General features: G+C 59.7%; 25 protein-coding genes. 7 read left to right on the top strand and 18 right to left on the bottom strand.

The window, feature by feature from the left end:
• Positions 1 to 78 precede the first annotated feature (78 nt).
• The 4 genes from ACVI9W_RS00200 to ACVI9W_RS00185 form a co-directional block, all read right to left on the bottom strand.
• Entirely contained in the window at positions 79 to 897 is an 819-nt protein-coding gene (locus tag ACVI9W_RS00200; RefSeq protein WP_461528764.1) for an alpha/beta hydrolase family protein, read from the bottom strand.
• A gap of 188 nt (positions 898 to 1,085) precedes the next feature.
• The gene (locus ACVI9W_RS00195; protein WP_461528763.1) at positions 1,086 to 1,475 is read right to left on the bottom strand and encodes a hypothetical protein; all 390 of its coding nucleotides are present in this window, start codon (positions 1,473 to 1,475) and stop codon (positions 1,086 to 1,088) included.
• Positions 1,476 to 1,816: 341 nt separating this feature from the next.
• Entirely contained in the window at positions 1,817 to 2,191 is a 375-nt protein-coding gene (locus tag ACVI9W_RS00190) for a site-specific integrase (protein WP_461531768.1), read from the bottom strand.
• Between the two features lie 287 nt (positions 2,192 to 2,478).
• Positions 2,479 to 2,742: a hypothetical protein gene (locus ACVI9W_RS00185; protein ID WP_461528762.1), complete on the bottom strand. Its 264-nt coding sequence runs from the start codon at positions 2,740 to 2,742 to the stop codon at positions 2,479 to 2,481.
• A gap of 287 nt (positions 2,743 to 3,029) precedes the next feature.
• On the opposite strand from ACVI9W_RS00185, the gene ACVI9W_RS00180 reads away from it, so the two are divergent.
• Positions 3,030 to 3,278, top strand: a complete 249-nt coding sequence (locus ACVI9W_RS00180) for a hypothetical protein (RefSeq protein WP_461528761.1) — start codon at positions 3,030 to 3,032, stop codon at positions 3,276 to 3,278.
• 206 nt (positions 3,279 to 3,484) lie between these two features.
• Here the strand turns inward: ACVI9W_RS00180 and ACVI9W_RS00175 are convergent, their stop codons facing one another.
• Positions 3,485 to 3,697 (bottom strand): hypothetical protein, encoded by a 213-nt coding sequence (locus tag ACVI9W_RS00175; RefSeq protein ID WP_422419085.1) that lies wholly within the window; start codon positions 3,695 to 3,697, stop codon positions 3,485 to 3,487.
• A gap of 229 nt (positions 3,698 to 3,926) precedes the next feature.
• Here ACVI9W_RS00175 and ACVI9W_RS00170 point away from each other — a divergent pair, with 229 nt between their 5' ends.
• The 3 genes from ACVI9W_RS00170 (at position 3,927) to ACVI9W_RS00160 (ending at position 9,010) form a co-directional block, all read left to right on the top strand.
• The gene (locus ACVI9W_RS00170) at positions 3,927 to 4,160 is read left to right on the top strand and encodes a hypothetical protein (protein WP_461528760.1); all 234 of its coding nucleotides are present in this window, start codon (positions 3,927 to 3,929) and stop codon (positions 4,158 to 4,160) included.
• A gap of 268 nt (positions 4,161 to 4,428) precedes the next feature.
• Entirely contained in the window at positions 4,429 to 7,260 is a 2,832-nt protein-coding gene (locus ACVI9W_RS00165; protein ID WP_461528759.1) for an amino acid adenylation domain-containing protein, read from the top strand.
• Between the two features lie 124 nt (positions 7,261 to 7,384).
• On the top strand, positions 7,385 to 9,010 hold the full coding sequence (locus ACVI9W_RS00160; protein ID WP_461528758.1) for a methyl-accepting chemotaxis protein: 1,626 nt from the start codon (positions 7,385 to 7,387) through the stop codon (positions 9,008 to 9,010).
• Between the two features lie 78 nt (positions 9,011 to 9,088).
• On the opposite strand, the gene ACVI9W_RS00155 is transcribed toward ACVI9W_RS00160, so the two are convergent.
• The 3 genes from ACVI9W_RS00155 to ACVI9W_RS00145 form a co-directional block, all read right to left on the bottom strand.
• The gene (locus ACVI9W_RS00155; protein WP_461528757.1) at positions 9,089 to 9,343 is read right to left on the bottom strand and encodes a hypothetical protein; all 255 of its coding nucleotides are present in this window, start codon (positions 9,341 to 9,343) and stop codon (positions 9,089 to 9,091) included.
• 165 nt (positions 9,344 to 9,508) lie between these two features.
• Positions 9,509 to 9,793 carry a hypothetical protein gene (locus tag ACVI9W_RS00150; RefSeq protein ID WP_461528756.1) on the bottom strand — a complete coding sequence of 95 codons (285 nt, stop codon included), beginning with the start codon at positions 9,791 to 9,793 and terminating at the stop codon, positions 9,509 to 9,511.
• 57 nt (positions 9,794 to 9,850) lie between these two features.
• On the bottom strand, positions 9,851 to 10,369 hold the full coding sequence (locus ACVI9W_RS00145; RefSeq protein WP_461528755.1) for a DUF3016 domain-containing protein: 519 nt from the start codon (positions 10,367 to 10,369) through the stop codon (positions 9,851 to 9,853).
• A gap of 77 nt (positions 10,370 to 10,446) precedes the next feature.
• On the opposite strand from ACVI9W_RS00145, the gene ACVI9W_RS00140 reads away from it, so the two are divergent.
• From ACVI9W_RS00140 to ACVI9W_RS00130, 3 genes are all read left to right on the top strand, one after another.
• Complete coding sequence (locus ACVI9W_RS00140; RefSeq protein ID WP_461528754.1) at positions 10,447 to 11,142, top strand: metallophosphoesterase; 696 nt, start codon at positions 10,447 to 10,449, stop codon at positions 11,140 to 11,142.
• A gap of 984 nt (positions 11,143 to 12,126) precedes the next feature.
• The gene (locus ACVI9W_RS00135; protein ID WP_038611206.1) at positions 12,127 to 12,756 is read left to right on the top strand and encodes a LysE family translocator; all 630 of its coding nucleotides are present in this window, start codon (positions 12,127 to 12,129) and stop codon (positions 12,754 to 12,756) included.
• 117 nt (positions 12,757 to 12,873) lie between these two features.
• A complete protein-coding gene (locus ACVI9W_RS00130; RefSeq protein WP_157192702.1) occupies positions 12,874 to 13,134 on the top strand; it encodes a DUF1652 domain-containing protein in 261 nt (86 codons plus the stop codon).
• Here ACVI9W_RS00130 and ACVI9W_RS00125 read toward each other — a convergent pair.
• From ACVI9W_RS00125 to ACVI9W_RS00080, 10 genes are all read right to left on the bottom strand, one after another.
• Entirely contained in the window at positions 13,131 to 13,406 is a 276-nt protein-coding gene (locus ACVI9W_RS00125) for a peptidylprolyl isomerase (protein WP_038611202.1), read from the bottom strand. The two genes, ACVI9W_RS00130 and ACVI9W_RS00125, sit on opposite strands and share 4 nt — an antisense overlap.
• Positions 13,407 to 13,441: 35 nt before the next feature.
• A complete protein-coding gene (locus ACVI9W_RS00120; RefSeq protein WP_461528753.1) occupies positions 13,442 to 15,403 on the bottom strand; it encodes an acetoacetate--CoA ligase in 1,962 nt (653 codons plus the stop codon).
• A gap of 26 nt (positions 15,404 to 15,429) precedes the next feature.
• Positions 15,430 to 15,909 (bottom strand): serine protease inhibitor ecotin, encoded by a 480-nt coding sequence (gene eco, locus ACVI9W_RS00115; protein WP_461528752.1) that lies wholly within the window; start codon positions 15,907 to 15,909, stop codon positions 15,430 to 15,432.
• 55 nt (positions 15,910 to 15,964) lie between these two features.
• Positions 15,965 to 16,735 carry a 3-hydroxybutyrate dehydrogenase gene (hbdH, locus tag ACVI9W_RS00110; protein WP_461528751.1) on the bottom strand — a complete coding sequence of 257 codons (771 nt, stop codon included), beginning with the start codon at positions 16,733 to 16,735 and terminating at the stop codon, positions 15,965 to 15,967.
• 10 nt (positions 16,736 to 16,745) lie between these two features.
• Complete coding sequence (locus tag ACVI9W_RS00105) at positions 16,746 to 18,137, bottom strand: GntP family permease (protein WP_461528750.1); 1,392 nt, start codon at positions 18,135 to 18,137, stop codon at positions 16,746 to 16,748.
• Between the two features lie 222 nt (positions 18,138 to 18,359).
• A complete protein-coding gene (locus ACVI9W_RS00100) occupies positions 18,360 to 19,751 on the bottom strand; it encodes a sigma-54 interaction domain-containing protein (protein WP_461528749.1) in 1,392 nt (463 codons plus the stop codon).
• A gap of 30 nt (positions 19,752 to 19,781) precedes the next feature.
• The gene (locus ACVI9W_RS00095) at positions 19,782 to 20,804 is read right to left on the bottom strand and encodes an ABC transporter permease (RefSeq protein WP_461528748.1); all 1,023 of its coding nucleotides are present in this window, start codon (positions 20,802 to 20,804) and stop codon (positions 19,782 to 19,784) included.
• Entirely contained in the window at positions 20,804 to 21,862 is a 1,059-nt protein-coding gene (locus ACVI9W_RS00090; RefSeq protein WP_038611183.1) for a microcin C ABC transporter permease YejB, read from the bottom strand. Before ACVI9W_RS00090 ends, ACVI9W_RS00095 begins: the two co-directional genes overlap by 1 nt.
• On the bottom strand, positions 21,859 to 23,706 hold the full coding sequence (locus tag ACVI9W_RS00085; protein WP_461531767.1) for an extracellular solute-binding protein: 1,848 nt from the start codon (positions 23,704 to 23,706) through the stop codon (positions 21,859 to 21,861). The genes ACVI9W_RS00090 and ACVI9W_RS00085 overlap by 4 nt, the downstream gene beginning before the upstream one ends.
• 27 nt (positions 23,707 to 23,733) lie before the next feature.
• Positions 23,734 to 24,015, bottom strand: a complete 282-nt coding sequence (locus tag ACVI9W_RS00080) for a peptidylprolyl isomerase (protein WP_038611180.1) — start codon at positions 24,013 to 24,015, stop codon at positions 23,734 to 23,736.
• Positions 24,016 to 24,087: the final 72 nt, after the last annotated feature.

Below are 24,087 nucleotides of genomic sequence, written 5' to 3'. Positions count from 1 at the left end.
AATTGTTCGAGCAAGCTGTATTGATAACGCCCAAAAGCTCATGTTAGCTCTTGAGGTAAGTGGTGAGAATGCCCTTGGTTAATTATTGGGTAGGTATAAGTCCAGGAATTCTAATACCCTTTTTTTATATTCGTCAGGGTTTGCTGCAAATGCGTGGGTGTGAGCGCCTTTAGTTGCTTGCCAGAACAATGTTTTGGTTTTTTTATCGAGCGCCTCTCTTAGCAGCATTCCATCCTTTACTGGAGTGAGCTCATCAGCATCGCTATATATAAGTAAGGTTGTAGGGGTGCCCGCCAAGTTTTGTGCAGCTTTCGTGGGGCGCAGTCTAAGCTCGCCAGCAGGATATATAAGTTTGGATAGCTGTATTCCAAGTTTAGGGATTGGGTAACGGGACCAAAAGTGTAAAAGTGTCGGAAATGCAGACTCTAGAATTGCGGCTTTAAATGGGTGCGTTGGCTGTGTCATGGCGCAAACTGACATTGCAGCGCCCATAGATGCACCAAATACTGCAATTGGTAAGTCAGGATGACATCTTTCTAGTGCTTGTCCTGCTGCTAACACATCAAGTGGGAAGTCCATTGTAGTAGAAGTGCTTTCGCCGAAACCATTTAAATCAAACACCATAATGTGGTAGCCGGCCTCGCGTAACATTTCAGCGTGTCCATATTTCATCCAGAATCCCTTGGCGATAGTACCCATGGGATGGACCATTAATATGGCGCCTTTGGCGTTTGGCGTGTGTGCAGGCGCCAACAAAGCAGAGATGTTTGCGCCGGATTGACTTACAATGCTAAGCCGCGTCCATTGAGTTTGGTCAACAGATTCTGGCCATCGCCACGGTTTTGAAAATCGACCAAAAAACGGCTTTTTAAAAAGCTTATAAAATGTATTTTTCACGCGCAAGTCCCTTTGATGTGCAATTTCTAAGATTATTAACAGGTCCTTCTATTTGGCACATTAGTACTCGGCACATTAGCGAAACAATAGCTATAACTGCCTTTCGAGATGTGATAACCGCCACAACGCGGCCAGAAGCTACGCTTCACCGGAGGAAATACAGCGCCTTGGGCTTTGGGCGGTTTCGCTCATGGCGGAAGCTCAGGAGTATCAGCTACGGATTTTTGGAGGGCCGATACATCCGCTTGTTTGAGCTCACCCTGGCTAGCCTGATGCGGCCCCGGTGGCTGCCCGCCCCATGTCGACGAGCAGCCGCCCAGCTGCTTGTTCATTCGTACAGTGTTCTCTACGTGGAGCCTGGACATATCCCAGGTAAGTCGCTCGACGCTGCTTTTCAGTTGAATGATCTGCTCGGTCTGACCCTGGTTGATCGCCACCAGCTTCTCGATGTTCTTCCGCGCCCGGGAAAGGTCGTGCTGCAGCTGCTCGTTCTCTCCCTGGAGCAGGAGAGCGTGTTGCTCAAGCATCTCCATGGGCGTGGGCATGCCCAGCGAAAAGCTGTCGTCGTCGATGATCACGGTGCCACCTACAAATACTGTTTGAATATGCAGTAATCGAGGCAGGCCGAATCTGACTAGCTCGGGGTGACGAGCTGCAGGAGGAGGGGGGTTGTGTTCGGTCGGCAGAACGCCGAAAAACAGCACGGCAAGTGATACCAATTTTGATACCAATACATGCGTTTTGGTGGGTGGCTATGGGGGATTTAGCCCAATGAATCCAACGCTTCGGCACCCGCAAACGCCCGTGCTAGACAGCATGGTGATGTTAGCGGTAGAAATCAAGTGCTTATCCTGCGGGGGTTCCAGAGGTGTGTTTAGGTGCCGTCGTCTGTTTTGGGCCGATTTTGGGCCAATCAGACTCAAGCCGGCAGCTTCTCCAGCTCCCTCCAATCCGAGGAGGAGCTGATCCATTTTGCGTAAGTAGAGAGCAACATCTCGACGCTATGGCCGAGCTGGTTCGCGATGAACGCGAGGTTCATCCCAGCCATAAGGCACATGGTTGCGTAGGTGTGGCGCGTGTCGTACTGACGACGTTCACGGATGCTCAGCGCCGTGAGCGCGAGCTTGAAAGGCGCGATTGTACCACTTGGCGCTCTGATCCACATCCCGCCTTTTCCCGGTTGAAGCACAAATGGGCTGGCCGGAGTGGTCGATTTTGAAGCCACCCGACGAAGATCGGCCAGGCGGCGGGCTTTGCCCAGAGCCTGGATCGCCCGATCGTTCAGCAGAATCACCCGGTGATGCTTCGTGTTTGTGCGGTCTAGCGGCTGGCCGTCAACAGTAATTTCGTCATGGCAATAGCTCTCCATGCCCGCGGCACAGGCTGTAGAATCGTGGGTAGTTTGTTAATGAATTTAAGGGGGTAGGGTGAGAGGTCTAGAGAAATTCTTGTCGCTGCGGTTCTTGCTAACGGTGGTTTTTATTGCGCTGGGCGCCTTCTTGCACGAAGCCGGTTATGTTGGCTTCTGGGGGATGCTGATCATCATGATGCTGCCGAACATCGTCTTCACGTTCATCAGGATCAGGAGTCGGAAACAGGCGGAGTAATTTTTTGAGGGTTCTTTTCGAACTGCGCTACTTTTTTGTATATGAGGCGGTCCTTTTCGTCGCTCTCTTTTGCGTCGTTGAAAACTACCAGAGTATTGTCATCAATGATTTTTACATGCATTGATCCAGAGCTTTCATCGTCCCAGAGCTCTACATAGCCCACTCGCTCACTCTGCCTTGCATAAAGCTCGTACGGGATGGTCCGAACTTGTTCTTCGTTGTAATAGAAGCGTTGCATCCCGAAGTACAAGCCGTTTACGACTCGGTCACTTGTGGCAGTCGGTATGGGGTTTGGGATTGAGGTAATTGGGCGAAAGCAATGCTCGGGGCGCCAAGGAGGCAGCAGAGCGCGACGGCAACTTTTAACTTCATTCCATGATTTGCAGGTCGTTGCCGCCGCAAAACAGGCAAGGCGAGCAATTAGCTGACCATCTGTTCGCTATTACTGGATCGGTTTTCTGTGGACATGGGGATTCCTCGTAGCAGTCAACTACAGTTAAAGGGGAGAAAGCTTGGAGCGTTGCTATGTATCAGCTGATATGCAAAATCTGCAGGCTCGATGCTGCGCAGGATCTGACGGAACCCGACGGGCCCTATTCAGCCGTGTGTGCCACCTGCGGGCCATATGCATTGGATGCAGAAGTGGAAGCGTCATTGGGCCAAGGTCGGTTGCTTGATGCAGACGCCATGAAGGAATGGATCGCAAACGAGTATGACCCCAACACAAACCCGCGTCCTGTCATTACAAAAAAGGTGGCCATCTGGCTGAATTAACCTTTCTCCTCCTTCATGCAGCTTCAACAGCATGCTGTTGCGGCTGCACTGCAGAATCAGCTCGAGCGACAGCTTGATCTCATGAGCAATACTTGAAAGATTGCCGGTACAGCCCAGGCGGGGTAGAGCGGCGCAAGCAGTAGCCAGCGCCACGGTTCGCGCATACGCCGCTTCGTTGCGCGGGCATCTTGCTTCGCTGGATTGCCTTAGCTGGTGCACCAACTGAATTCAGCGTTCATCTCCCTGCACTGTTCTTCTGCTTCTGCCCTGCTCGGATAGCTCGGTTTGAGTCGCAGCTTCTTGGTGTTGTCGTAAATGTCAAAGCCGCCCGATACGGTTGTGGCGTAGAAGCGGACCCCCGATCGGAAAGATTGTTCTTCGATGGGCACAGCCGGAACGATAACAAATCTTGATTGCATATTTCGTACCTCCCCAGGTAAGACTTTAGTAGTAGCTACCTGCTTGGTTGGTTGCAACAAAGCATTCAGCGAAGCGACCGGTGGCATCGAGTGCCGCCTCCTCGATTGGTCGGGCTGCTCGGGCGCTGTGGGGGTGACGGCCGTCCACAACCGGGGACTGGACTGATCAATGCTGTGGATTGATCTGGCTGTACCAGCTACTTTGAGGATTCACGCAAGGAGTTCGGACATGGCAGATAAATATGTTGGAAAAATAGTTGGAGTTGGCACTGATAATGTGAACTACGTGATTAACATCTATCAGGATGAAACCGTTGAGCGCTCGTCAAATGGCATGATTCGACATGAAGGCCTGAAGCATTTCGAAATGCAGTTCGGTGGTGCCGTGAACAAGATTTCCGAAACTGAGTACGAAATTGTGGCTACGGGCGTGAGGGTCACTGTGCAGGATGGCCAAGGCTAAAGGCTCGGCCTTTGATGCGAGCACATGGATCAGGGGGCGGCATGCCAGGCCGGATGAGGCACTGTGCAGGTAGTCGTCCAGGTGCTTGAACTCTCCTGTGTTGTGTTAATTCAAACCAACACTTACAACCCACCAAATACCTGACCTCAGCATTGGCGCCCGCGGCCGGCGTGCACTAGCGTTCACCTATCATCCAGCGGCAATCACTGTGCTGGACTACCGGGTTTCGCTGTTAGCCACGTACCGACCCTGCGGAGCAAACAAACACATGCCGGATCTGCGCCCAATCCCGACGCTGAGCCTGGAGTATCGTGCCGAGCGCCCGATATTCCACGACTTTCTGCAACAGGCAAAACATTCGCCTGATGCAACGGCCATCATTGCCCAGGACGTTACCTGCAGCTATCGCCAGCTTGATCGGATCAGTCAGGGTATCGCTGCGTTCTTGAGCGCAAGCGGCGCCAGCCGATCCGGGCGGGTGGTGATTGTCTCAAGCCGCTGTGCGGGCCTGGTGTATGCCATGCTCGGCGCGTTGCGCGCCGGATTGACCTTCACCATTGCCGATGTCGCTTATCCGCCTGCCCGTGTCAGCCAGATCATCAGCACACTTGAACCTGCCTTTGTGTTGCTGTGTGGGGACGCCAGGGCCGAGTTCAATCTCGCACATCCGGCGCCGGGTGCAGACCATGCGGCGCCGCAGGTCGTCAGGGTGGCGGAAGCGCCCGACGAAGCGCTGCAGCAATTTGCCGGTGAGCAAACCGTACTGCCCGAAATCGACCCCGGCGAGCCGGCCTATATCACCTTCACCTCAGGCAGCACCGGCGAACCCAAGGGGATCGTGACCCATCACGCGCCACTGGTGCATTTCATCGAATGGCATGTCAGTCGTCATGGTTTTACCCGCGACGACTGCTTTTCCCTGCTTTCGGGGCTGGGGCATGATCCGGTGTACCGGGATGTGTTCACGCCGCTGTCGATCGGCGCGAAGATCATCTGTCCGACCCAGGCGACCCTGACCAACCCTTCGGCCCTGGCGGACTGGATACAGCGCCATGCGGTCTCGGTCATCCACCTCACGCCGCCGCTGGGCAAACTGATTGAAACCGGTGCGCGGATCAATGCACTGGCATTCAATCACCTGCGCTATCTGTTCTGGGGCGGCGATGCGCTCAGTCAGACGCTGTACGAACAGATGCGCGAAATTGCTCCGGATGCCGTCAGTGTGAACTTCTACGGCACCACGGAAACCCCTCAGGCCATGGCGTTCCATCAGGTCGATGAGCACGCCGATAACACCAGAATCCCGCTAGGCAAGGGCATCGATAGCGCGCAATTGCTGATCGTCAATGATGCCAATCAACTGGTCAGTGAAGGCGAAGTCGGGGAAATCCTGATCCGCAGCCCCTATCTGTCTCTGGGCTACTGGGGTGATGCAGCGCTGACTGGGGAAAAATTCGTGGTCAACCCGTTTACCGGTGCCGCGAACGACATCTGTTACCGGACCGGCGACCTTGGTACCTACCTTGCAGATGGCAGTGTCAGTTTTCTGGGGCGCGCTGACAGTCAGGTGAAGATCCGCGGCCACCGGATCGAACTGGCTGAAATCGAAAGCACAATCGTCCGCCATCCGCAGATCAAGCAATGTGTTGTGCTGGCCAACCATGACAGCGCGATGGTGAGGCTGGTCGCCTATTGCGTGTCAGAACAGTCCGTGTCGACGGCTCAATTGCGAGAGGCGCTCGCAGGCCAACTGCCGGACTACATGGTGCCGGCAATATTCGCTTTCCTCGAAGCCATACCGCTGACGCCCAATGGCAAGATCGACAAGCGGGCCTTGCCTGCGCCGTTCGACAATACGGCTGCAAGCGCTGCCAGTACCCGTCAGGACCTGTCCCCGTTGACGCTGAAACTGACCGAGGCCTGGGCGCAGATACTCCAGGTACGGGATGTCGATGCCAACCTCAGCTTCGTCGAACTGGGCGGTGATTCTCTGTCCTTTGTCCAGGCTTCGATGGTGCTGGAAGAGCTGATCGGCCATTTGCCGGATCGCTGGGAAGTCACCCCGGTACGGGAATTCGCCGAACTGGCGAACCAACCCAGGCCTTCGAAGTGGTCTCTGCGGGCCATGGAAGTTCCGGTGTTCCTGCGGGTTACCTCGATCATCCTGATTGTCGTCGGGCACTTGCATGTGTTTTCCAATTGGCTGATCAGCGGCGAGACGACGGTGCTGTTCCTGATCTCCGGCATCAGCCTGGCACGCTTTCAGTTCCAGGCCATCGAAGAACGCGGTGACGCGCGCATGCTGCTCAAATCCGTTGCCAGCATCGCGGTGCCGACCATTCTCTACACCGTGCTGATTCAGGTGCTGTTCGACAAGCTGCGCTGGCAATCGCTGTTGCTGATTTCCAACTGGTTTCAAACGGATCGTGTCGGCATCTTTCACTATTGGTACATCGAAGTGCTGGTGCAGATGATCCTGATCATCGGGCTGGTCCTGTCGTTCAAGCGAGTGCGCACAATAATCAGCGCCGATCCGTTTCGTTGTCTGGTCGTGGCCGCATGCGCTCTGCTGGCGGCGGATGCGCTGCTCAAGCTGTTCGTATTCGACGCCGCGCCGTTGTACAACCGGGTGCCACAGCACTACCTGGCGGTTATGGTGCTCGGCATGGCCGTTCATTACGCCGAGACAACGGCGCAGAAGTGGGGCGCCAGTGCCATGGCTGTTCTGATCGTCGGCGGGCTGGAGCTGATGACTGTCGCCGAGCTTGGCTGGGACGAATTTATGCTGAGAAAACACATCGATATCGCCCTGCCTGCGCTCCTTGCGCTGATCTGGGTCAGGTCCGTTCCTGTGCCTGGCCCTATCGCGCGAGCGGGCGCAGTGATCGCCTCGTCAACCCTGTACATCTATCTCACGCATTTCCAGTTCCACTCCGTGGCCCGGCGCATCAGCGATCAGCCGGTGCTCGCGGTGGTTCTCGCCATCGTGGGTGGCGTCGTGGTGGCCTATTGCTGGAACAAGGGGGTTCAGATCGCCCTGATGCGCTGGAGCAGGGGGCGCAAGAAAGGCGCGGTGGATACGCTCGAGCGTGTTGCGTAACGGGGAGTGCTTGCCTGCGACTGTGATCTTTTATGACTTACAACCATCCGAATAGATCTGCGTGATGTCATTATGATATCACTTTGGGCATCTAGCCGTTGTGGACCTTGTTAGGGAGTAAGTCATGCAGTTGCGGAACTTGAAAATAGGCATGCGAGCGGGATGCACATTCATATTTCTGGCGGTGCTGGTTGTGATCATGGGGATGGTCGCGTTGTTTCAGGCCAATCAGATGGACGCCGCCACCGATGGCATCCGGGAAGACTGGCTGCCGGCGATCATCGCCCTTGGGGATGTCGGTACCAGCCTGGGCAGAGGGCGAGCGCTCACCTTGCGCAGCGTGTTGCGCAATGACGCCAGTGTTCGCCAGAGCACCCTCGATCGTCTTGCCGCGGTCAACAAGACGCTGCCCGATCAGCTGAGTGCTTACGAAAAGACCATTACGCTGGCGAAGGACCGTGAACTCTATGAGCATTTCTTCGCTCAGTTCCAACGCTACTCCGCTCTGCAAGCACAGATCGTCGCTGCGGTAGCAAGCGGGGAGCTGGAAGAGGCTGATCGCCTGGTCAACGGCCCGCTTGCCGAACATGCCGATACGATGCTGAACGCGCTGACGGCTCTGATCCAGTTCAACTCAGAGGGTGCCTACGCCGCCGCGCAGCACAGCAGCGAAGCGTTCACCGAGGCGGTGACGGTAGTGCTGGCCGCGCTGGTGATCATTCTGCTGCTGATGACGATCATTGCCATCTTGCTGACCCGTAGCATCGTCGCCCCCATGGCCGACGCGGTGGAGGTGGCCCAGCGCGTAGCAGCGGGCGAGCTGACCCAGGAAATCCACGTTACCGGCCACGACGAACCGGCCATGCTCCTGACTTCGCTGCGCACGATGCAACACAGCCTGCGCGACACGATCCGGCAGATATCCAGCGCGTCTGACCAGTTGGCCTCGGCGTCGGAAGAACTGCACGCAGTGACCGAAGACACCAGCCGCGGCCTGCACCAGCAGAGCGCCGAGATCGATCAGGCGGCGACGGCTGTGAACCAGATGACTGCCGCCGTTGAAGAGGTGGCGAGCAATGCGTCGAGCACCGCCGATGCCTCCCAGATGGCCGATCAGACCACCCTGCAGGGCCGCGATCAGGTCAAGCAGGCGCTGGAGTCGATCCGCCTGTTGGCCGGCGATGTGACGGTCACCTCGGAAGAAATTGAACAACTGGCCAGCCAGGTCAACGAAATTGGCCAGGTGCTGGATGTGATCGGTGCCATTGCCGATCAAACCAACCTGCTGGCCCTCAACGCTGCCATCGAGGCCGCCCGCGCTGGCGACGCCGGGCGTGGTTTTGCGGTGGTCGCTGACGAAGTGCGCGCGCTGGCCCATCGGACCCAAGAGTCGACCAAGGAAATCGGGCAGATGATCGGCGGCATACAGTCCGGCTCGGAGCGGGCGGTCGGCGCCATACACAGCAGCCAGAACCGCGCCAACAATACCCTGCAGGTGGCTCAAGCCGCAGGTGACGCACTGGAAGTGATCGCCAGTTCGATCTCCTCGATCAACGAACGCAATCTGGTGATCGCCTCGGCTTCCGAAGAGCAGGCGCAGGTCGCCCGGGAAGTGGATCGTAACCTGGTGAACATACGCGACCTTTCGACCCAGACATCGGCAGGTGCCAACCAGACCAGCGCCGCCAGCCAGGATCTTTCACGCCTGGCGGTGGAACTCAATGCGATGGTGTCGAAGTTCAGGACCTGATTTGCGCTACCTCTGATGGGCAGCCTTGCACCGCGGGACGTGATACGCCTCGCGGTTTGCAAAGGTGCATCGGCGCGCTTACTTGCTGCGTCCTACCTTGTAGATCCCGAGCGCACGTTCTGCCGAGGAATTGCACAGCGCCTCGTCCCCGTCTTTCTGCGCTTGCTTGGCTTGCTCCAGCAGCTTGCGAAACTCTTCGACCTTGCCGCCGCCAAGTGCCTGGCCCGCCGATTGATCGATGCCTTCGAGTTCTTTGATCTTGTCATCGCACTCGGAGGCAAAAACGCTGCCGCCCATGGTCAATGCGATGATTAACGCTGCCAAATACTTCATAACGGTTCTCCCGAGAGGAATAAAACCAGCCATGACGACGCGAGTACAGCACGCTCGTGTCAACGCGTTGAGGATAGTTCAATGCAGTGCCCGGGCGGTGGCTGTGGTGCCGCTTCACCACTTTATTGCACCCACCGCCGCAGGCAAGCTGCTACGCGGCCAGGGTCAGACGAAGGCCTGACCGTGAAAGCCGCGGGGTAGGCGCTGTAATCCGGGCAGGGCGCTCAGGCGTTCGATCCAGGCGCTGCGCCAGTCGTTGGCGGCATGTTGCGCCTTGGCCTTGCGCGCGGCGCGGCGAGCGGCGTTGCGTTGTTCGCGACGGGCGTCCTTGTAGGCATCGGTGTTGCGACAACTGCGGCACTTGACGCGATTGAGTTCGCGGGTCGAAATCAGGTTATTGCCGTGGTGGCCGCAAGCCAGGTGGCCGGCGACCTTGTAGTGAGTGACCATTGGAATCATCCTCTGCACAGTTCACACAGGTTCAGACTGCCAGGCGAGCCGATCAGTTCAGGAAGAAGTCTGGTGCTGTACGGCAAACTGCTTGCGGAACCACTCTTCGAGCATGGCTTTTTCCGCATACAGCCGGTCGCTGGTGGCACTACGGCCTGGACGCTGCAGGTAGAACTTGTCTGTCAGGTGAGCATCGGCCTGGTTTAACAGCTGACCTTGTTGCGAGAGTACGTAGTGCAGGTCAATACTGGGCCAGGTGATGTCGCGCATGAAACGTATCGTGTAGGCCTGGGCGTGCCAGGGTTCGTAGCGGCCGGCCAGGTCGATGTCGCGGATGTCGATGCGCAGGGTCTGGCCGGGTGGCAGATAGCGCTTGCCCAGTGTCTGCAGATAACTGCGCAGCTCTTTCATGACATGCTCGTCGGCGCCGCGCTCATAGCCATTGGAGTCGAGGCTGGCATCACGAAAGTGTTCGGGTTTGTCGTAGTTGACCTCGACCGGGCCGGCTGGTGGCGTTTGAGCCAGACTGCTTGAAGCCAGCAGGCTCAGGGCGACAAAGGTCAGGGCAGGGCGCATGATTCACCTCCAGGTGCAGGTGTCTGCACAGCTTTTATTGTACCCCTGCCAAGGCTGGCGGGTCAGGAGAGAACAGCTTGAGCAGGGTTGAGCGGTTTGCCATCAACGAGCGGGGACGCGATTATGCCGTGGGTGATATTCACGGTCATTTCCAGCGTCTGCTGGCGCAACTGGCGGCCATCGGTTTCGATCCCGACGTCGATCGCTTGTTCAGCGTCGGTGACCTGGTGGACCGCGGCCCGGAGTGCCCGCAGGCGTTGCACTGGCTGGAACAACCCTGGTTCCACGCGGTGCAAGGCAATCATGAGGCGCTGGCGGTGACGCATGTCAGCGGTGGCTGGCTGGATTACGGTCAGTACCGGGCGGCGGGCGGCGGCTGGTTTCTTGACCTGCCCGCCAGCGAGCAGGCACGTTTCGCCGAGCGCTTTGCGCGCATGCCGTTGGCGCTTCAGGTCGAGACGTCCGCCGGGCTGGTCGGTCTGGTACACGCCGATTGCCCTTGTGCCAGCTGGTCCGAGTTGTGCGAGCAACTGCAGACGCAGCCAGCGTTCGAGCTTCAGGACTATTGCCAGTGGTCGCGGCGTCGGCTGCAAGTGGATGATGAGCGGCCGATTGCCGGCCTGCGCGCATTGATCGTGGGTCACACCCCCCTTCAGGCAATGCGCGTGCTGGGCAATATCTGGCATATCGATACCGGTGGCTGGTCCCGTGGCCATTTCAGCCTGTTGGCGCTGGACACGCTCAGCCTGGTCAACGCCACAACGGCTGAATGATCACCGTCACGGCCAATGCAATCAGTCACAGTCGGGTTTGCCCCTGGCCTGTATCGCTGAACAGGCTGCTGCCCTAGTTGGGTTGGGTTGGGATGTTGAGACGGCGAGCTTATCCATTCTGTGCGGCGATGCTGGCGGCCCCTTCCGCCTTTACGGCGGGTCCCTTTTGTCTTGGCAAAAGGAACCAAAACCGCTTGCTCCTGCATCCGGCCCTACGCTGCGCTCCGGGTCCCTTCGCTCCGGCACCTTCCGGGGCCACGCGGCCTACGACTTGCTTCGCCAAGTCTACGGCTCGCGTTCTTCGGCTACGCCGAAGGTGCTACGCACTGGCCCCTACAGGCACCTCCGCTCAGCCTCCTGAAGTCGCAGTCTGCGGCGCCTGCACTTGCGTGCATGAAGATCAAGACTTTGAAGCGGGATTTCCCGCGATGCGATGTAACTGGCGGGTCGATATCGCGGGGCAAGCCCGCTCCCACCGGGCGACCAATTAACCCGGTGGGAGCGGGCTTGCCCCGCGATGGCATCCTGGCTCCGCCAGAATCAAATTTCGAAGATGCGCCAGTGCAGACGCCATCCGTAACTTTGCGACTTCAGGAGGCTGAGCGGAGGTGTCTGGAGGGGGCTGGTGCGCAGCACCCTTCGGCCAAAGCCGAAGTTCGCGAGCCGTAGACTTGGCGAAGCAAGTCGTAGGCCGCGATGCCCCTGGAGGGCACCGAAGCGAAGGGACCCGGAGCGCAGCGTAGGGCCGTATGCAGGAGCAGGCGGCTTTGCCTACTTTCCCCAAGAGGAAAGTAGGCCGCCGTAAAGGCGGAAGGGGCCGGCAGCGTCGCCACACCAACTGGATAAGCTCACAGCCCCAACAATCCATCCCAAGGACCATACCCCCCGGAATTCCGTGAAAAACCAATTTTTTTGCCCAACTGTACCTTGACGCTTGAACGCTTCTGACCCGAATCTGCCGGTCCAAGCTGCCGGAGAACCCCGATGGACCTTTCTTTACTCGCACTGTTCGTTCCTGCCTGTTTCGCGCTGAACATGGCGCCGGGGCCGAACAACCTGTTGTCACTGAACAATGCCAGCCGCTACGGCCTGCGCATTGCCTGTGTGGCCGGCGTCGGGCGCTTGCTGGCGTTTGCCGGGATGATCGTGCTGGCGGCCATGGGGCTGGCGGTGGTGCTGCATACCAGCGAGTACCTGTTTCTGACCATCAAGCTGCTCGGCGCCGCCTATCTGTTCTACATCGCCTGGCAACTGTGGCACGCACCGGTGGCTGCTGCGAGTGTCAGTGCCGAGCGCCAGGCCGCCGGTACGCTGCGTCTGGCACGTCAGGAGTTTCTGGTCGCCGCCGGCAATCCCAAGGCGATACTGATCTTCACCGCGTTCCTGCCGCAGTTTGTCCAGGTTTCCAGCCCTATGCCGGTTTCCGAGCAGTTTGCCTGGCTGGGCGGTTTGTTCCTGGTCCTGGAGTGGCTGGCGATTGCGATCTATGCCTGGCTTGGCGCCTATCTGCAGCGCTGGTTCAATCAGCCGGGGCCACGGCGCTTGTTCAACCGGGTCAGTGCGACGCTGCTCGGTTGCGCCGGGCTCGGTCTGTTGGCGGCGCGCCGGGCCTAGTGTGGCGGTTGGTGCTTATAGAGAAAGGATCTGAGGCTGTCGGGGACATATCCTAGGCTTATAGCTGGACCGGGCACACCGGAACTGCTGTCCGCCATCTGCCAAGGAGATGTACCGATGCTCTCGACCCTGGAATTGCGCAACATCATCGAAAGCAGTTTCTTACCTACTCGCTGCCAGTGCACCCAGGCTGCCGACCGTTCGTTGACCGTCAAGGTGTTCGATCGCAGTTGCGAGCGGGTCGACTTGCTGGTGACCGGTATCAGCGCCGAACAGCTGACCAGTAGCCGGGCGATTTCCAACCTGATCGTCGGCTTGCGCAACAACCTGGCTGATCAGCGCCAGCTCCACGCCGGGCGACGCAACGATAGCCTTTAGTCGCGGTAGAACACCTGGACCAGGTGATAGCCGAACTTGCTCTTGATCGGACCGTGCACGACGCGCAGCGGTTTCTTGAAAATCACCTGGTCGATAGCGCCGACCATCTGCCCCGGACGCACTTCGCCCAGGTCACCTCCGCGCTTGCCCGACGGGCAGGTCGAGTACTTCTTGGCCAGCACGTCGAACGCCTCGCCTTTGGCGATCCGTTGCTTGAGCTGTTCGGCTTCTTCGGCGGTCTTGACCAGAATATGCCGGGCCTGTGCTTTCATCTCGAGGTACCTTCGCAAAACGCTAAAACCGCGCATTATGCCTGATCACGCAGCTCCGGGCGGTCACGAAATTGTTCGAGGGCCTCGGGGTTGGCCAGGGCGTCGGTGTTTTTCACCGGCTCGCCATGCACCACGTTGCGAATCGCCAGTTCTACGATCTTGCCGCTGATGGTGCGCGGGATATCGCTGACCGCAGCGATCACTGCCGGTACATGGCGTGGGGTGGTGTTAGTGCGGATCACCTGGCGAATCCGCCTCTGCAGGGTTTCATCCAGTTGCAGGCCTTCACGCAAACGCACGAACAGCACCACGCGTACATCGTTTTGCCAGCGTTGGCCAATGGCAACGCTCTCCAGCACCTCGTCGATCTTCTCTACCTGGCGGTAGATTTCTGCGGTGCCGATACGCACGCCGCCGGGATTGAGCACCGCGTCCGAGCGGCCGTGAATGATCATGCCGCCTTCAGGCGTCTGTTCGGCATAGTCGCCCTGGGCCCATATACCCGGGAACTGGCTGAAATAGGCGGCATGGAAGCGCTCGGACTGCGGGTCGTTCCAGAAGCCCAGAGGCAGTGCCGGGAAATGCCGGGTGCAGACCAGCTCGCCTTTTTCGCCAACCAGGGCATGACCGTCATCGTTCCAGACTTCCACGGCCATGCCCAGGCTCTTGCACTGGATCTGCCCGCGCCGCACCGGCAGCACCGGGTTGCCGATGACAAAACAGGAACAGATGTCGGTACCGCCAGACATCGAGGCCAGGCACAGATCGGCCTTGAACTCGTGGTACACGTAGTCATAGCTTTCTGGCGACAGCGGCGAGCCGGTAGACAGCAACAGCTTGAGCGAGTCCAGGCGATGACTCAGGCGTGGCTGGATATGCGCATGTTCCAGCGCCGCCAGGTACTTGGCGCTGGTACCGAAGGCGCTGATCCGTTCGCTGTCGATCAGGTCGAGCAAACGCTCGGGGCCGGGATGCAGGGGCGAGCCGTCGTAGAGCACCAGTGTGGCGCCTACCGCTAGGCCACTGACCAGCCAGTTCCACATCATCCAGCCGCAGGTGGTGTAGTAGAACAGCACGTCGTCCGTGCCCAGGTCGTTGTGCAGGCCGTGTTCCTTTATGTGCTGCAGCAACACACCGCCGGCACTGTGCACGATGCACTTGGGCACGCCCGTGGTGCCGCTGGAGTAAAGAATGTACAGCGGGTGGTCGAAGGGCAGCGGGGTGAACTGCGGTTCACCACCGGCTTGATAGAAGTCGTCCCACAGACTGACGCGGGCAGTACTGTGAAATTCGTCGGTGCGCGTACCGGCACGGCTGTACGGCACTACCAGCAAGTGTTCAAGGCTGGGCAGCTGCGCCAGCACTTCGTTGATTTTGTCGACCTGGTCGATGTTTTTGCCGGCGTATTGATAACCGCCACAGACTATCAGCAGCTTGGGCTCGATCTGGCCGAAGCGGTCAATGATGCCGTGGGTGCCGAACTCCGGTGAGGAGCAGGACCAGATGGCCCCCAGGCTGGTACAGGCGAGCATGGCCACCAGAGTTTGCCAGGTGTTGGGCATGCAGGCCGCCACGCGATCGCCAACGCCAATGCCTGCTGCCTGGAAACTCCGCTGCAGGCCTGCAACCTGTGCGGCCAGCTCGGCATGGGTGATGATTCGCCGCTCGCCATCTTCACGCACGGCGACCAACGCCGGATGTGCATCGCGGCGACGCAGCAGGTGTTCGGCGAAGTTAAGTGTGGCACCGGCGAACCAGCGCGCATCGGGCATCTGCGGGCCTTCGTCGAGGACTCGGGCGGCAGGCTGATGCCAGCGCACCCGGAAGAAATCGGCAAGGGTCTGCCAGAACGCGGCACGCTGGTCGATGCTCCAGCGATGCAACTGCTCGTAGTCGGTCAAGGTCAGACCGTACTTGCGGTTGATCTCACGGCGAAAGGCATCCATGCGACTGGCCTGAATACGCGCCTCGCTCGGGCGCCAGAGCACTTGGTTCATGCCGCGTTCCTCTTGTGCCGAACCCTTTATTCCACTGTAGCTTTCTTCACGTCGTCAGAGGCCGACCAGATGCGGTAACGCACTTCAACGCCTTCAGGTACATAGACCACGACGGGCAGCTTGCTGTTGTAACGCAGCAGGAAACCGTCACCGACTACCGGCACGAAAGCTTCTTTCTTGGTGTTGTCCGGGCAGGCCATCAGCGTCGAAGCCGGGCCCATGACTTTTTCCAGGCGGTAGTAGTTGTAGCCCCAGCCTTCGAGGTTTTTCTCTTCGAGGGTGCCACCCAGGCGCTGGCGGTTGCAGTCGACCAGCAGTTGCTTGCCGGCCAGGACTTCCAGTTTGAACGCCGACTCATCGGCTTGCTTAGGCAGGTGGATGACCTGGCGGGTAAAGCCTTTTTCGACCTCGGGATAGGGCGCGACATCCTTGAGGCTGGCGGCCTGTACGGACGTACCGGCAGCCAGGGTCAGGGTGAGCAGCGCAGTGAAAGGGATTGGGCGCATAAGGCCTCCTTGCAGGTAAAAAAGACGATGCCGCAGCCAGATCCCGGGCCGCCCGTCATTGGGCCAGCCAGCCGCCATCGATGTTCCAGGCGGCTCCACGAACCTGACTGCCAGCCTCGCTACAGAGGAACAATACCAGCTCACCCAGATGTTCGGGAGTGACAAAGGCCAATGACGGCTGCTTCTCGGCGAGCAGATCGTGCTGCGCTTGTTGTGCATCAATGCCCTTGGCGGCGCGGTCATCAATCTGCTTTTGTACCAACGGCGTCAGTACCCAGCCCGGACAAATAGCATTGCAGGTGATGTTGCTGGTGGCGGTTTCCAGGCCCACCACTTTGGTCAGCCCGACCACTCCGTGTTTGGCGGCAACGTAAGCCGCCTTGCCAGTGGAGCCGACCTGGCCATGCACCGAGGCAATGTTGACGATCCGGCCCCAGTTTTTCTGGCGCATGCCTGGCAGTACCAGACGGGTGCCATGGAACACCGCTGACAGGTTGATGGCGATGATCGAGTCCCAGCGTTCCACCGGGAAATCTTCGACGGCGGCGACGTGCTGGATGCCGGCGTTGTTGACCAGAATGTCGACGCCGCCAAAGTCCCGCTCGGCGTAAGCGAACAGGTCTTCGATCTGTTTCACATCACCAAGATCGGCCGGGTGATGACCGACCCGGGTACCGTGGCGGGCGACCTCGGCGATGGCCGCACTGGCGTCGCCGAAGCCGTTGAGGATCAGGTTGGCGCCGGCGTTGGCCAACACCTGGGCAATACCCAGGCCGATGCCGCTGGTGGAGCCGGTAACCACTGCTGTTTTGCCTTTGAGTTGCATGAGTAGCTCCTTAAACGATGCCGGTAGCATAGAAGGTGGCGATGACCACGAACACGGCCAGGGTCTTGATCAGAGTAATGCCGAAAATGTCCTTGTAGGCCTCGCGGTGGGTCAGGCCAGTGACTGCCAGCAGGGTGATGACCGCGCCGTTGTGCGGCAGGGTGTCCATGCCGCCACTGGCCATGGCCGCTACGCGGTGCAGCACTTCAAGCGGAATATTGGCGGCATTGGCGGCGGCGATGAAACTGTCGGACATCGCTGCCAGGGCGATACTCATGCCACCGGACGCAGAACCGGTGATGCCGGCCAGCAAGGTCACGGTAATCGCTTCATTGACCAGCGGATTGGGGATCGCGCGCAAGGCATCGGCCAGCACCAGAAAGCCTGGTAACGAGGCGATCACCGCGCCGAAGCCGTATTCCGAGGCGGTGTTCATCGCCGCCAGCAGTGCGCCGCTGACCGCACTTTTACTGCCTTCGGCCAAGCGATGCCTGATCGCGCCAAAGCCGGCCACCAGCACCAGCAAAATGCCCAGCAGCAGCGCCGCCTCGACCGCCCAGATGGCGGTGAGCTTGGCGATATCGGTCTGTACCGGCGCGGTCATGCCCGGCAGGCTGAGGCTGTGGGTCTTGCCGTACCAGGCGGGAATCCAGTGGGTGAACAGCAGGTTCATCACGCCCACCAGCAGCAGTGGCGAGAGCGCCAGCAGCGGGTTGGGCAGTTTCAGGTCGGCGGCGGTTTCCGGCTCGTTGCGCAGGTCTGAACCGTAGCCTTCGCCGGCGCGTTGGGCCTTGTTGCGCTGGCGCTGCAGGTACAGCATGCCGGTGCAGAACACGAACAGGGTGCCGATCAAACCCAGCCAGGGCGCCGCCCAGGCGGTGGTGTTGAAGAAGGTGCTGGGGATAATGTTCTGGATCTGCGGGGTGCCGGGCAAGGCATCCATAGTGAAGGAAAACGCACCCAGGGCGATGGTCGCCGGGATCAGGCGCTTGGGGATATTGCTCTGGCGGAACATCTCGGCAGCAAACGGATAGACCGCAAACACCACCACGAACAGTGACACGCCGCCGTAGGTCAGCAGTGCACAGACCAGCACGATCACCAGCATGGCCTGACGGGTGCCGAGCAGGCGGATGGCGGCGGCGACGATCGAGCGGGAGAATCCGGACAGCTCGATCAGTTTGCCGAACACGGCACCGAGCAGGAACACCGGAAAGTACAGCTTGATAAAGCCGACCATCTTTTCCATGAACACGCCGGTGAAGGCCGGGGCCACGGCAGAAGGGTCGGTGAGCAGTACCGCGCCGAGGGCGGCGATGGGGGCGAAGAGGATAACGCTATAACCACGGTAGGCAGCCAGCATCAGCAGCGCGAGGGCTGCCAGGGCGATGATCACACTCATCGAGTGTCTCCTTGGGTGCATCTTGTTTTTGTTGGGTTGCAGGAGATAGCGGGAATCGTGCCAAAAACCTAAGCCATTGAAATATATGGATATTATTTGTTTCTTGAGGTTGTTTGTCTCTAGTTTGAGACAGGCTTTCGCGGGGCAAGCCCGCTCCCACCGGGCCCTGTAGGAACGGGCTTGCCCCTCGATAACAATCTCAATAAAGAAACGCGAGTCTCGTTATTGAGACGAGAGCCCCAGCGCGACCAATTTCTTGTACAGGGTAGAGCGCCCCAACCCCAGCTGTCGCGCAGCTTCTGGCACATTCCCGGCACAACGAGCGAGGGTATCGGCCAATAACTTCCGCTCGAATTCGGCACAGGCCTGTTTATAGCTCATTGGTGCCGCTACCACGTCCAGTGGCGCCAGATTGCCCAGCGCTGCCTGCAAGTCGCGAGCACCCAAACGCGACTGATCGGCAAGCAAGGTGGCGCGTTCGAGCACATTGCGCAGCTCACGAATATTACCCGGCCAGGCATGTCGGGCCAGCAACGCCTGGGCTTCGTCATCCAGCTCGTGCTGGCTGCCCAGCTCTTCGAGAATCGCCTCGCTCAGCGCCGGCAGGTCATCCAGGCGTTCACGCAGTGGCGGTACCTGAATCGGCAGTACGTTGAGCCGGTAGTACAGGTCGGCGCGAAACTCGCCGCGGGCCATGGCTGCGGTCAGGTCAGTGGAGGTCGCGGCAATGATCCGCACGTCGCTGCGCAGCATCTGGTTGGAGCCCACCGGCTCGTATTCCTTTTCCTGCAGCACGCGCAGCAATTTGCTCTGCAGTGGCAGCGGCATGTCGCCGATTTCGTCGAGAAACAGGGTGCCACCCTCAGCCAGTTGCAGCTTGCCTGTGCGGCCTTTGCGATCGGCGCCGGTGTAGGCACCCGGTGCGGTGCCAAAAAACTCGGCTTCAAGCAAGGTTTCTGGAATGGCTGCGCTGTTGATGCTGACAAACGCCTTGTGCGCCCGTGACGAGGCAGCATGAATTGCATGGGCCAGCAGCTCTTTGCCGGTACCGGTTTCACCTAGCAGCAACACCGCCGAGTCACTGCTGGCACCACGCCGGGCCCGGCGCTTGACTTCAAGGCTGGCAGCGCTGGTGCCGATGAACTGGGCAAAGCTGTACTTGGCCTGACGGGCACGCAGCAGTGAGCGGGTCGAGGCCAGCTCTTGCTGCATGCTGGCGTAACGCTTGAGCAGCGGCGACAGGCTGCGCAGTTCGTCGAACAGGGCAAAGCCGATGGCGCCGATCAACGCGCCGTCAGCGTCATGCACCGGCAGGCGCATAACCACCAGCGGTTCTTTGGGCGTGTCGAGCATATCCAGCAGAATCGGCCGGCCGTTGCTGACTACCTCGCGCATCTGGCTGCCGGGAATCACGCTTTCACAGGGCTGACCAATGACACTGGTGGCATCTTCAAGGCCAAAGCGCCGGGCATAGCGCTGGTTCATCCAGACAATGCGCGCATCGCGGTCGACGATCAGGGTGCCTTCGCTGGACTGCTCGATGATTTCGAACAGCGAACGGATCGCCAGTTGGCGTACCTGCTGATAATCCTTGAGGCTGTCATTGGCAGGCATGGGCCGCTCCCTGAAAATCAAAGGCTGCGATTATGCCCGTGGATCGAAGGCTTCGCGCAAGGCATCGCCGATGAACACCAGCAGCGAGAGGATCAAGGCCAGGGCAAAAAACGCGGTAAAGCCCAGCCAGGGCGCCTGCAGGTTCTGCTTGCCCTGGTTGACCAGTTCGCCCAGCGAAGCGCTGCCGGCCGGCATGCCGAAGCCGAGAAAATCCAGCGCGGTCAAGGTGGTGATGGCGCCGGTGAGAATAAACGGCAGGTAGGTGAAAGTGGCATTCATGGCGTTGGGCAGAATGTGCCGCAGGATCACGCCACTGTCCTGCAGGCCCAGGGCCCGTGCGGCTTGCACGTACTCGAGGTTGCGCCCGCGCAGGAACTCGGCGCGTACCACATCCACCAGTGCCAGCCAGGAAAACAGCGCCATGATCCCCAGCAACCACCAGAAGTTCGGCTCGACAAAACCGCTGAGGATGATCAGCAGGTAGAGCACCGGCAGGCCGGACCAGACTTCCAGCAAGCGTTGCCCGATCAGATCGACCCAGCCACCGTGGTAGCCCTGCAAGGCGCCGGCGGCGATGCCGATGACGGTGCTGATCAAGGTCAGGGCCAGGGCAAACAGGATCGACACCCGCGTGCCGTACAGCACCCGTGCGAGCACGTCGCGGGCCTGGTCATCGGTACCCAGCCAGTTCACTGCCGACGGTGGACTGGGGGTAGGTTGCTGCAGGTCATAGTTGGGTGTGTCGGCGCTGAATGGCACCGGCGCGAACAGCATCCAGCCGTCCTGGTCCTTGATCAGCTGTTGCACATACTGGCTGCGGTAGTCCGGCTGGAACGGCAGCTGACCGCCAAAGGTCTGCTCGGTGTAGCGCTTGAACGCCGGGAAATACAATTGCCCCTGATAACCCATGAGCAGTGGTTTGTCGTTGGCCACCAGCTCGGCACCCAGGCTCAGCACCAGCAGCACGGCAAACAGCCACAGCGAGATCCAGCCACGGCGGTTGCGGCGAAAACGCTGCAGGCGTCTGCGTGAAACCGGCGACAGGCTGAACATCAGTGAGCCCTCGTGGCAAAGTCGATGCGCGGATCGACCAGGGTGTAGCACAGGTCGCCAACCAGGCGGATCAGCAGGCCGAACAGGGTGAAAATGAACAGTGAGCCAAATACCACCGGATAGTCCCGCGACACGGCCGCCTCATAGCTCATGCGGCCCAGGCCATCGAGGGAGAAGATCACCTCGATCAGCAGGGACCCGGCGAAGAACACACTGATCAACGCCTGAGGGATGCCTGCCACCACCAGCAGAATCGCGTTGCGAAACACATGACCGTACAGCACCCGACGTTCGCTCAGGCCCTTGGCCCGGGCGGTGATGACGTATTGGCGGGTGATTTCGTTGAGAAAGGCGTTTTTGGTCAGCAAGGTCAGGGTCGCAAAACCGCCGATCACCAGCGCTCCGACCGGCAGCACCAGGTGCCAGAAGTAATCGGCCAGCTTGCCCAGCAGGCTCAGTTGGTCGAAGTCCTCTGAGACCAGGCCACGTACGGGAAACCAGTTCAACGAAGTGCCACCGGCAAACAGCACGATCAGCAGCAAGGCAAACAGGAACGAGGGCAGGGCGTAGCCGATCACGATCAGGCTGCTGCTCCAGGCATCGAACGCCGAGCCGTGACGTATCGCCTTGCGAATGCCCAGGGGAATCGACACCAGGTAGGTGATCAAGGTTGCCCAAAAGCCCAGCGACAGCGTTACCGGCATCTTTTCCAGGATCAGATCGGTAACCTTGGCACCCCGAAAGAAGCTGTTGCCGAAATCCAGGCGGGCATACTGGCTCAGCATCAGCCACAGCCGCTCGGGGGCTGACTTGTCGAAGCCGTATTGGCGCTTGATGTCTTCGATCAGCTTGGGGTCCAGGCCGCGGCTGGCCCGCGAGCTGGCATGCAGGGTCTCGACGCTGGCCCCCGGTGCACCGCCGCCGATGCCTTGCAAACGGGCGATCGCCTGTTCCACCGGCCCGCCTGGCGCGGCCTGGACGATGACGAAGTTGACCAGCAGGATGATCAGCAAGGTCGGCACGATCAGCAACAGCCGGCGCAGGATGTACGCGGTCATGGTTGCTCCTTGAGGCGCTCTGCCATCTGTGCGTTGGTCAGCGCGGTCGGGCTGACTTCCCACCAGCTGTCCAGGCCTTCGTCGTTGCTCGGCTGTACCTTGGGCAGGCCGAAGCGGTTCCACCACACGGTCGACGATCCCGGCGGGTAATAGTTGGGAATCCAGTAATAGTTCCAGCTCAGGACCCGGTCCAGGGCATGCGCGTGGCGGAGCATGTCGGCTTTGGTTTCAGCTTTGACCAGGCCGTCGAGCAAGCGGTCTACCGCCGGATCCTGCAAGACCATGTAGTTGTTCGAGCCCGGGTCGTTGGCCGCGGCCGAGCCAAAGAAGTTGTACAGCTCAAGCCCCGGCGACGGCGACACCGGGTAGCCGGTGACGATCAGGTCGTAGTCGCGGGCCATCAGCCGGTTGACGTACTGCGAGGCGTCGATGCGGCGGATCTCCAGGATGATGCCTATTTGCGCCAGGTTGCGCTTCCACGGCAGCAGCAGGCGCTCGAAACCGGCCTGGCCGTTGAGGAAGGTAAACCGTAACGGCTCGCCCTGAGCGTTGACCAGTTGATCGTCTTTGGGTTTCCAGCCGGCCGCTTGCAGTAGCGCCAGGGCTTGCAGCTGTTTGTCGCGAATGAGCCCCGAGCCCTCTGTACGCGGTGCCTCGAATACCTGGCTGAATACTTCGTCAGGTACCTGCCCGCGCAGCGGTTCGAGCAGCTTGAGTTCCTGCGCATCCGGCAAGGCGCGGGCGGCCAGTGCGCTGTTGGCGAAAAAGCTCTGCTGGCGGATGTACATGTTGCGCATCATCTGCCGGTTGCTCCATTCGAAGTCCCACAGCAGGGCCAGTGCCTGGCGCACCCGGCGGTCCCTGAACACCGGGCGCTGCAGGTTGAAAACGAAACCCTGGGCTGTCTGCGGTGCATCTTTGGCCAGGTGTGCCCGCTGCAACCGGCCATCGTCCAGGGCCGGGCTGTTGTAGCCGATCGAATAGCCGGTGGCGGAGAACTCGCGGTTGTAGTCGAAGCCACCACCGCGTAGTACCTGACGCGCCACTTCAGTGTCGCCGAAGTATTCGATGCTCAAACGATCGAAGTTATAGCGCCCGCGGTTGACCGGCAGATCACGCCCCCACCAGTCGGCGTTGCGCTCGAAGGTGACGCTGCGGCCATTGTCGATCTTGCCGATACGGTAGGGGCCGCTGCCCAGTGGCGCTTCGAAACCGCCGCCGTTGGCGAAGTCGCGGTCTTTCCACCAGTGCTCGGGCAACACGGGCAGGGTGGCCAGATCCAGGGGCAAGGTGCGGTTCTGGTTGTTCTTGAAGTGAAAGCGGATCTGGCGCGGGCCCTCGATCTCGACCCGTTCGACATCGGCGAACTGGGTGCGGTACTTGAGGTTGCCCTCACGCATCAGCAGATCGAAGGTGAAACGTACATCTTCTGCGCGGATAGGTTGGCCATCGGCAAAGCGGGCACGGGGATCGAGGTAGAAGCGTAGCCAGTGTCCTTCGGGGTCCCGCTCCAGTTGACGGGCGACCAGCCCATAAACCGTGTAGGGCTCATCCTGGGCGCGTACGGCCAGGGGCGCGTACAGCCAGCCATCGACCTCGGCCACGCCGATGCCCTTGTCGATGTATGGCAACACATGGTCAAACTGGCCGATCTCGATTGCCGAGCGGCGCAGGCTGCCGCCTTTGGGGGCATCGGGGTTGGTGTATTCGAAGTGCTGGAAACTGGCAGGGTAGCGTGGCGGTTCGCCATAGACGGTCAGCGCGTGCCCGGGTGCGGCACGCAGGCCCGGGCACGTCAGCAACAAGCAGGCCAGCATCAGGCCAGGTGAAGTTACCCGGCGCATCAGGGCCGCAAGCCGCATTGGCAGGACTCAGTCCTGGCGGCTGGTCACTTCCAGCAGGTGGTAGCCGAACTGGGTCTTGACCGGGCCTTGCACCACATTCAGTGGGGCGCTGAACACAACGGTGTCGAATTCCTTGACCATCTGACCCGGGCCGAACGAACCCAGGTCGCCACCCTGACGGCTGGACGGACAGGTGGAATTGGCCTTGGCGACTTCAGCGAAATCGGCGCCGCCTTCGATCTGTGCTTTGAGCTCGTTGCACTTGGCTTCGCTGCTGACAAGGATGTGGCGGGCAGTGGCTTTAGCCATGGGAAAGTCTCCTGATTAATGAACCGCAAGCCTAGCGCAATTATCCGCGCAATGCTCCTGCTTACTAGGCTT

Source organism: Pseudomonas sp. 210_17 TE3656, from assembly GCF_054821965.1.
This window is presented reverse-complemented; position numbering and strand designations above follow the sequence as displayed.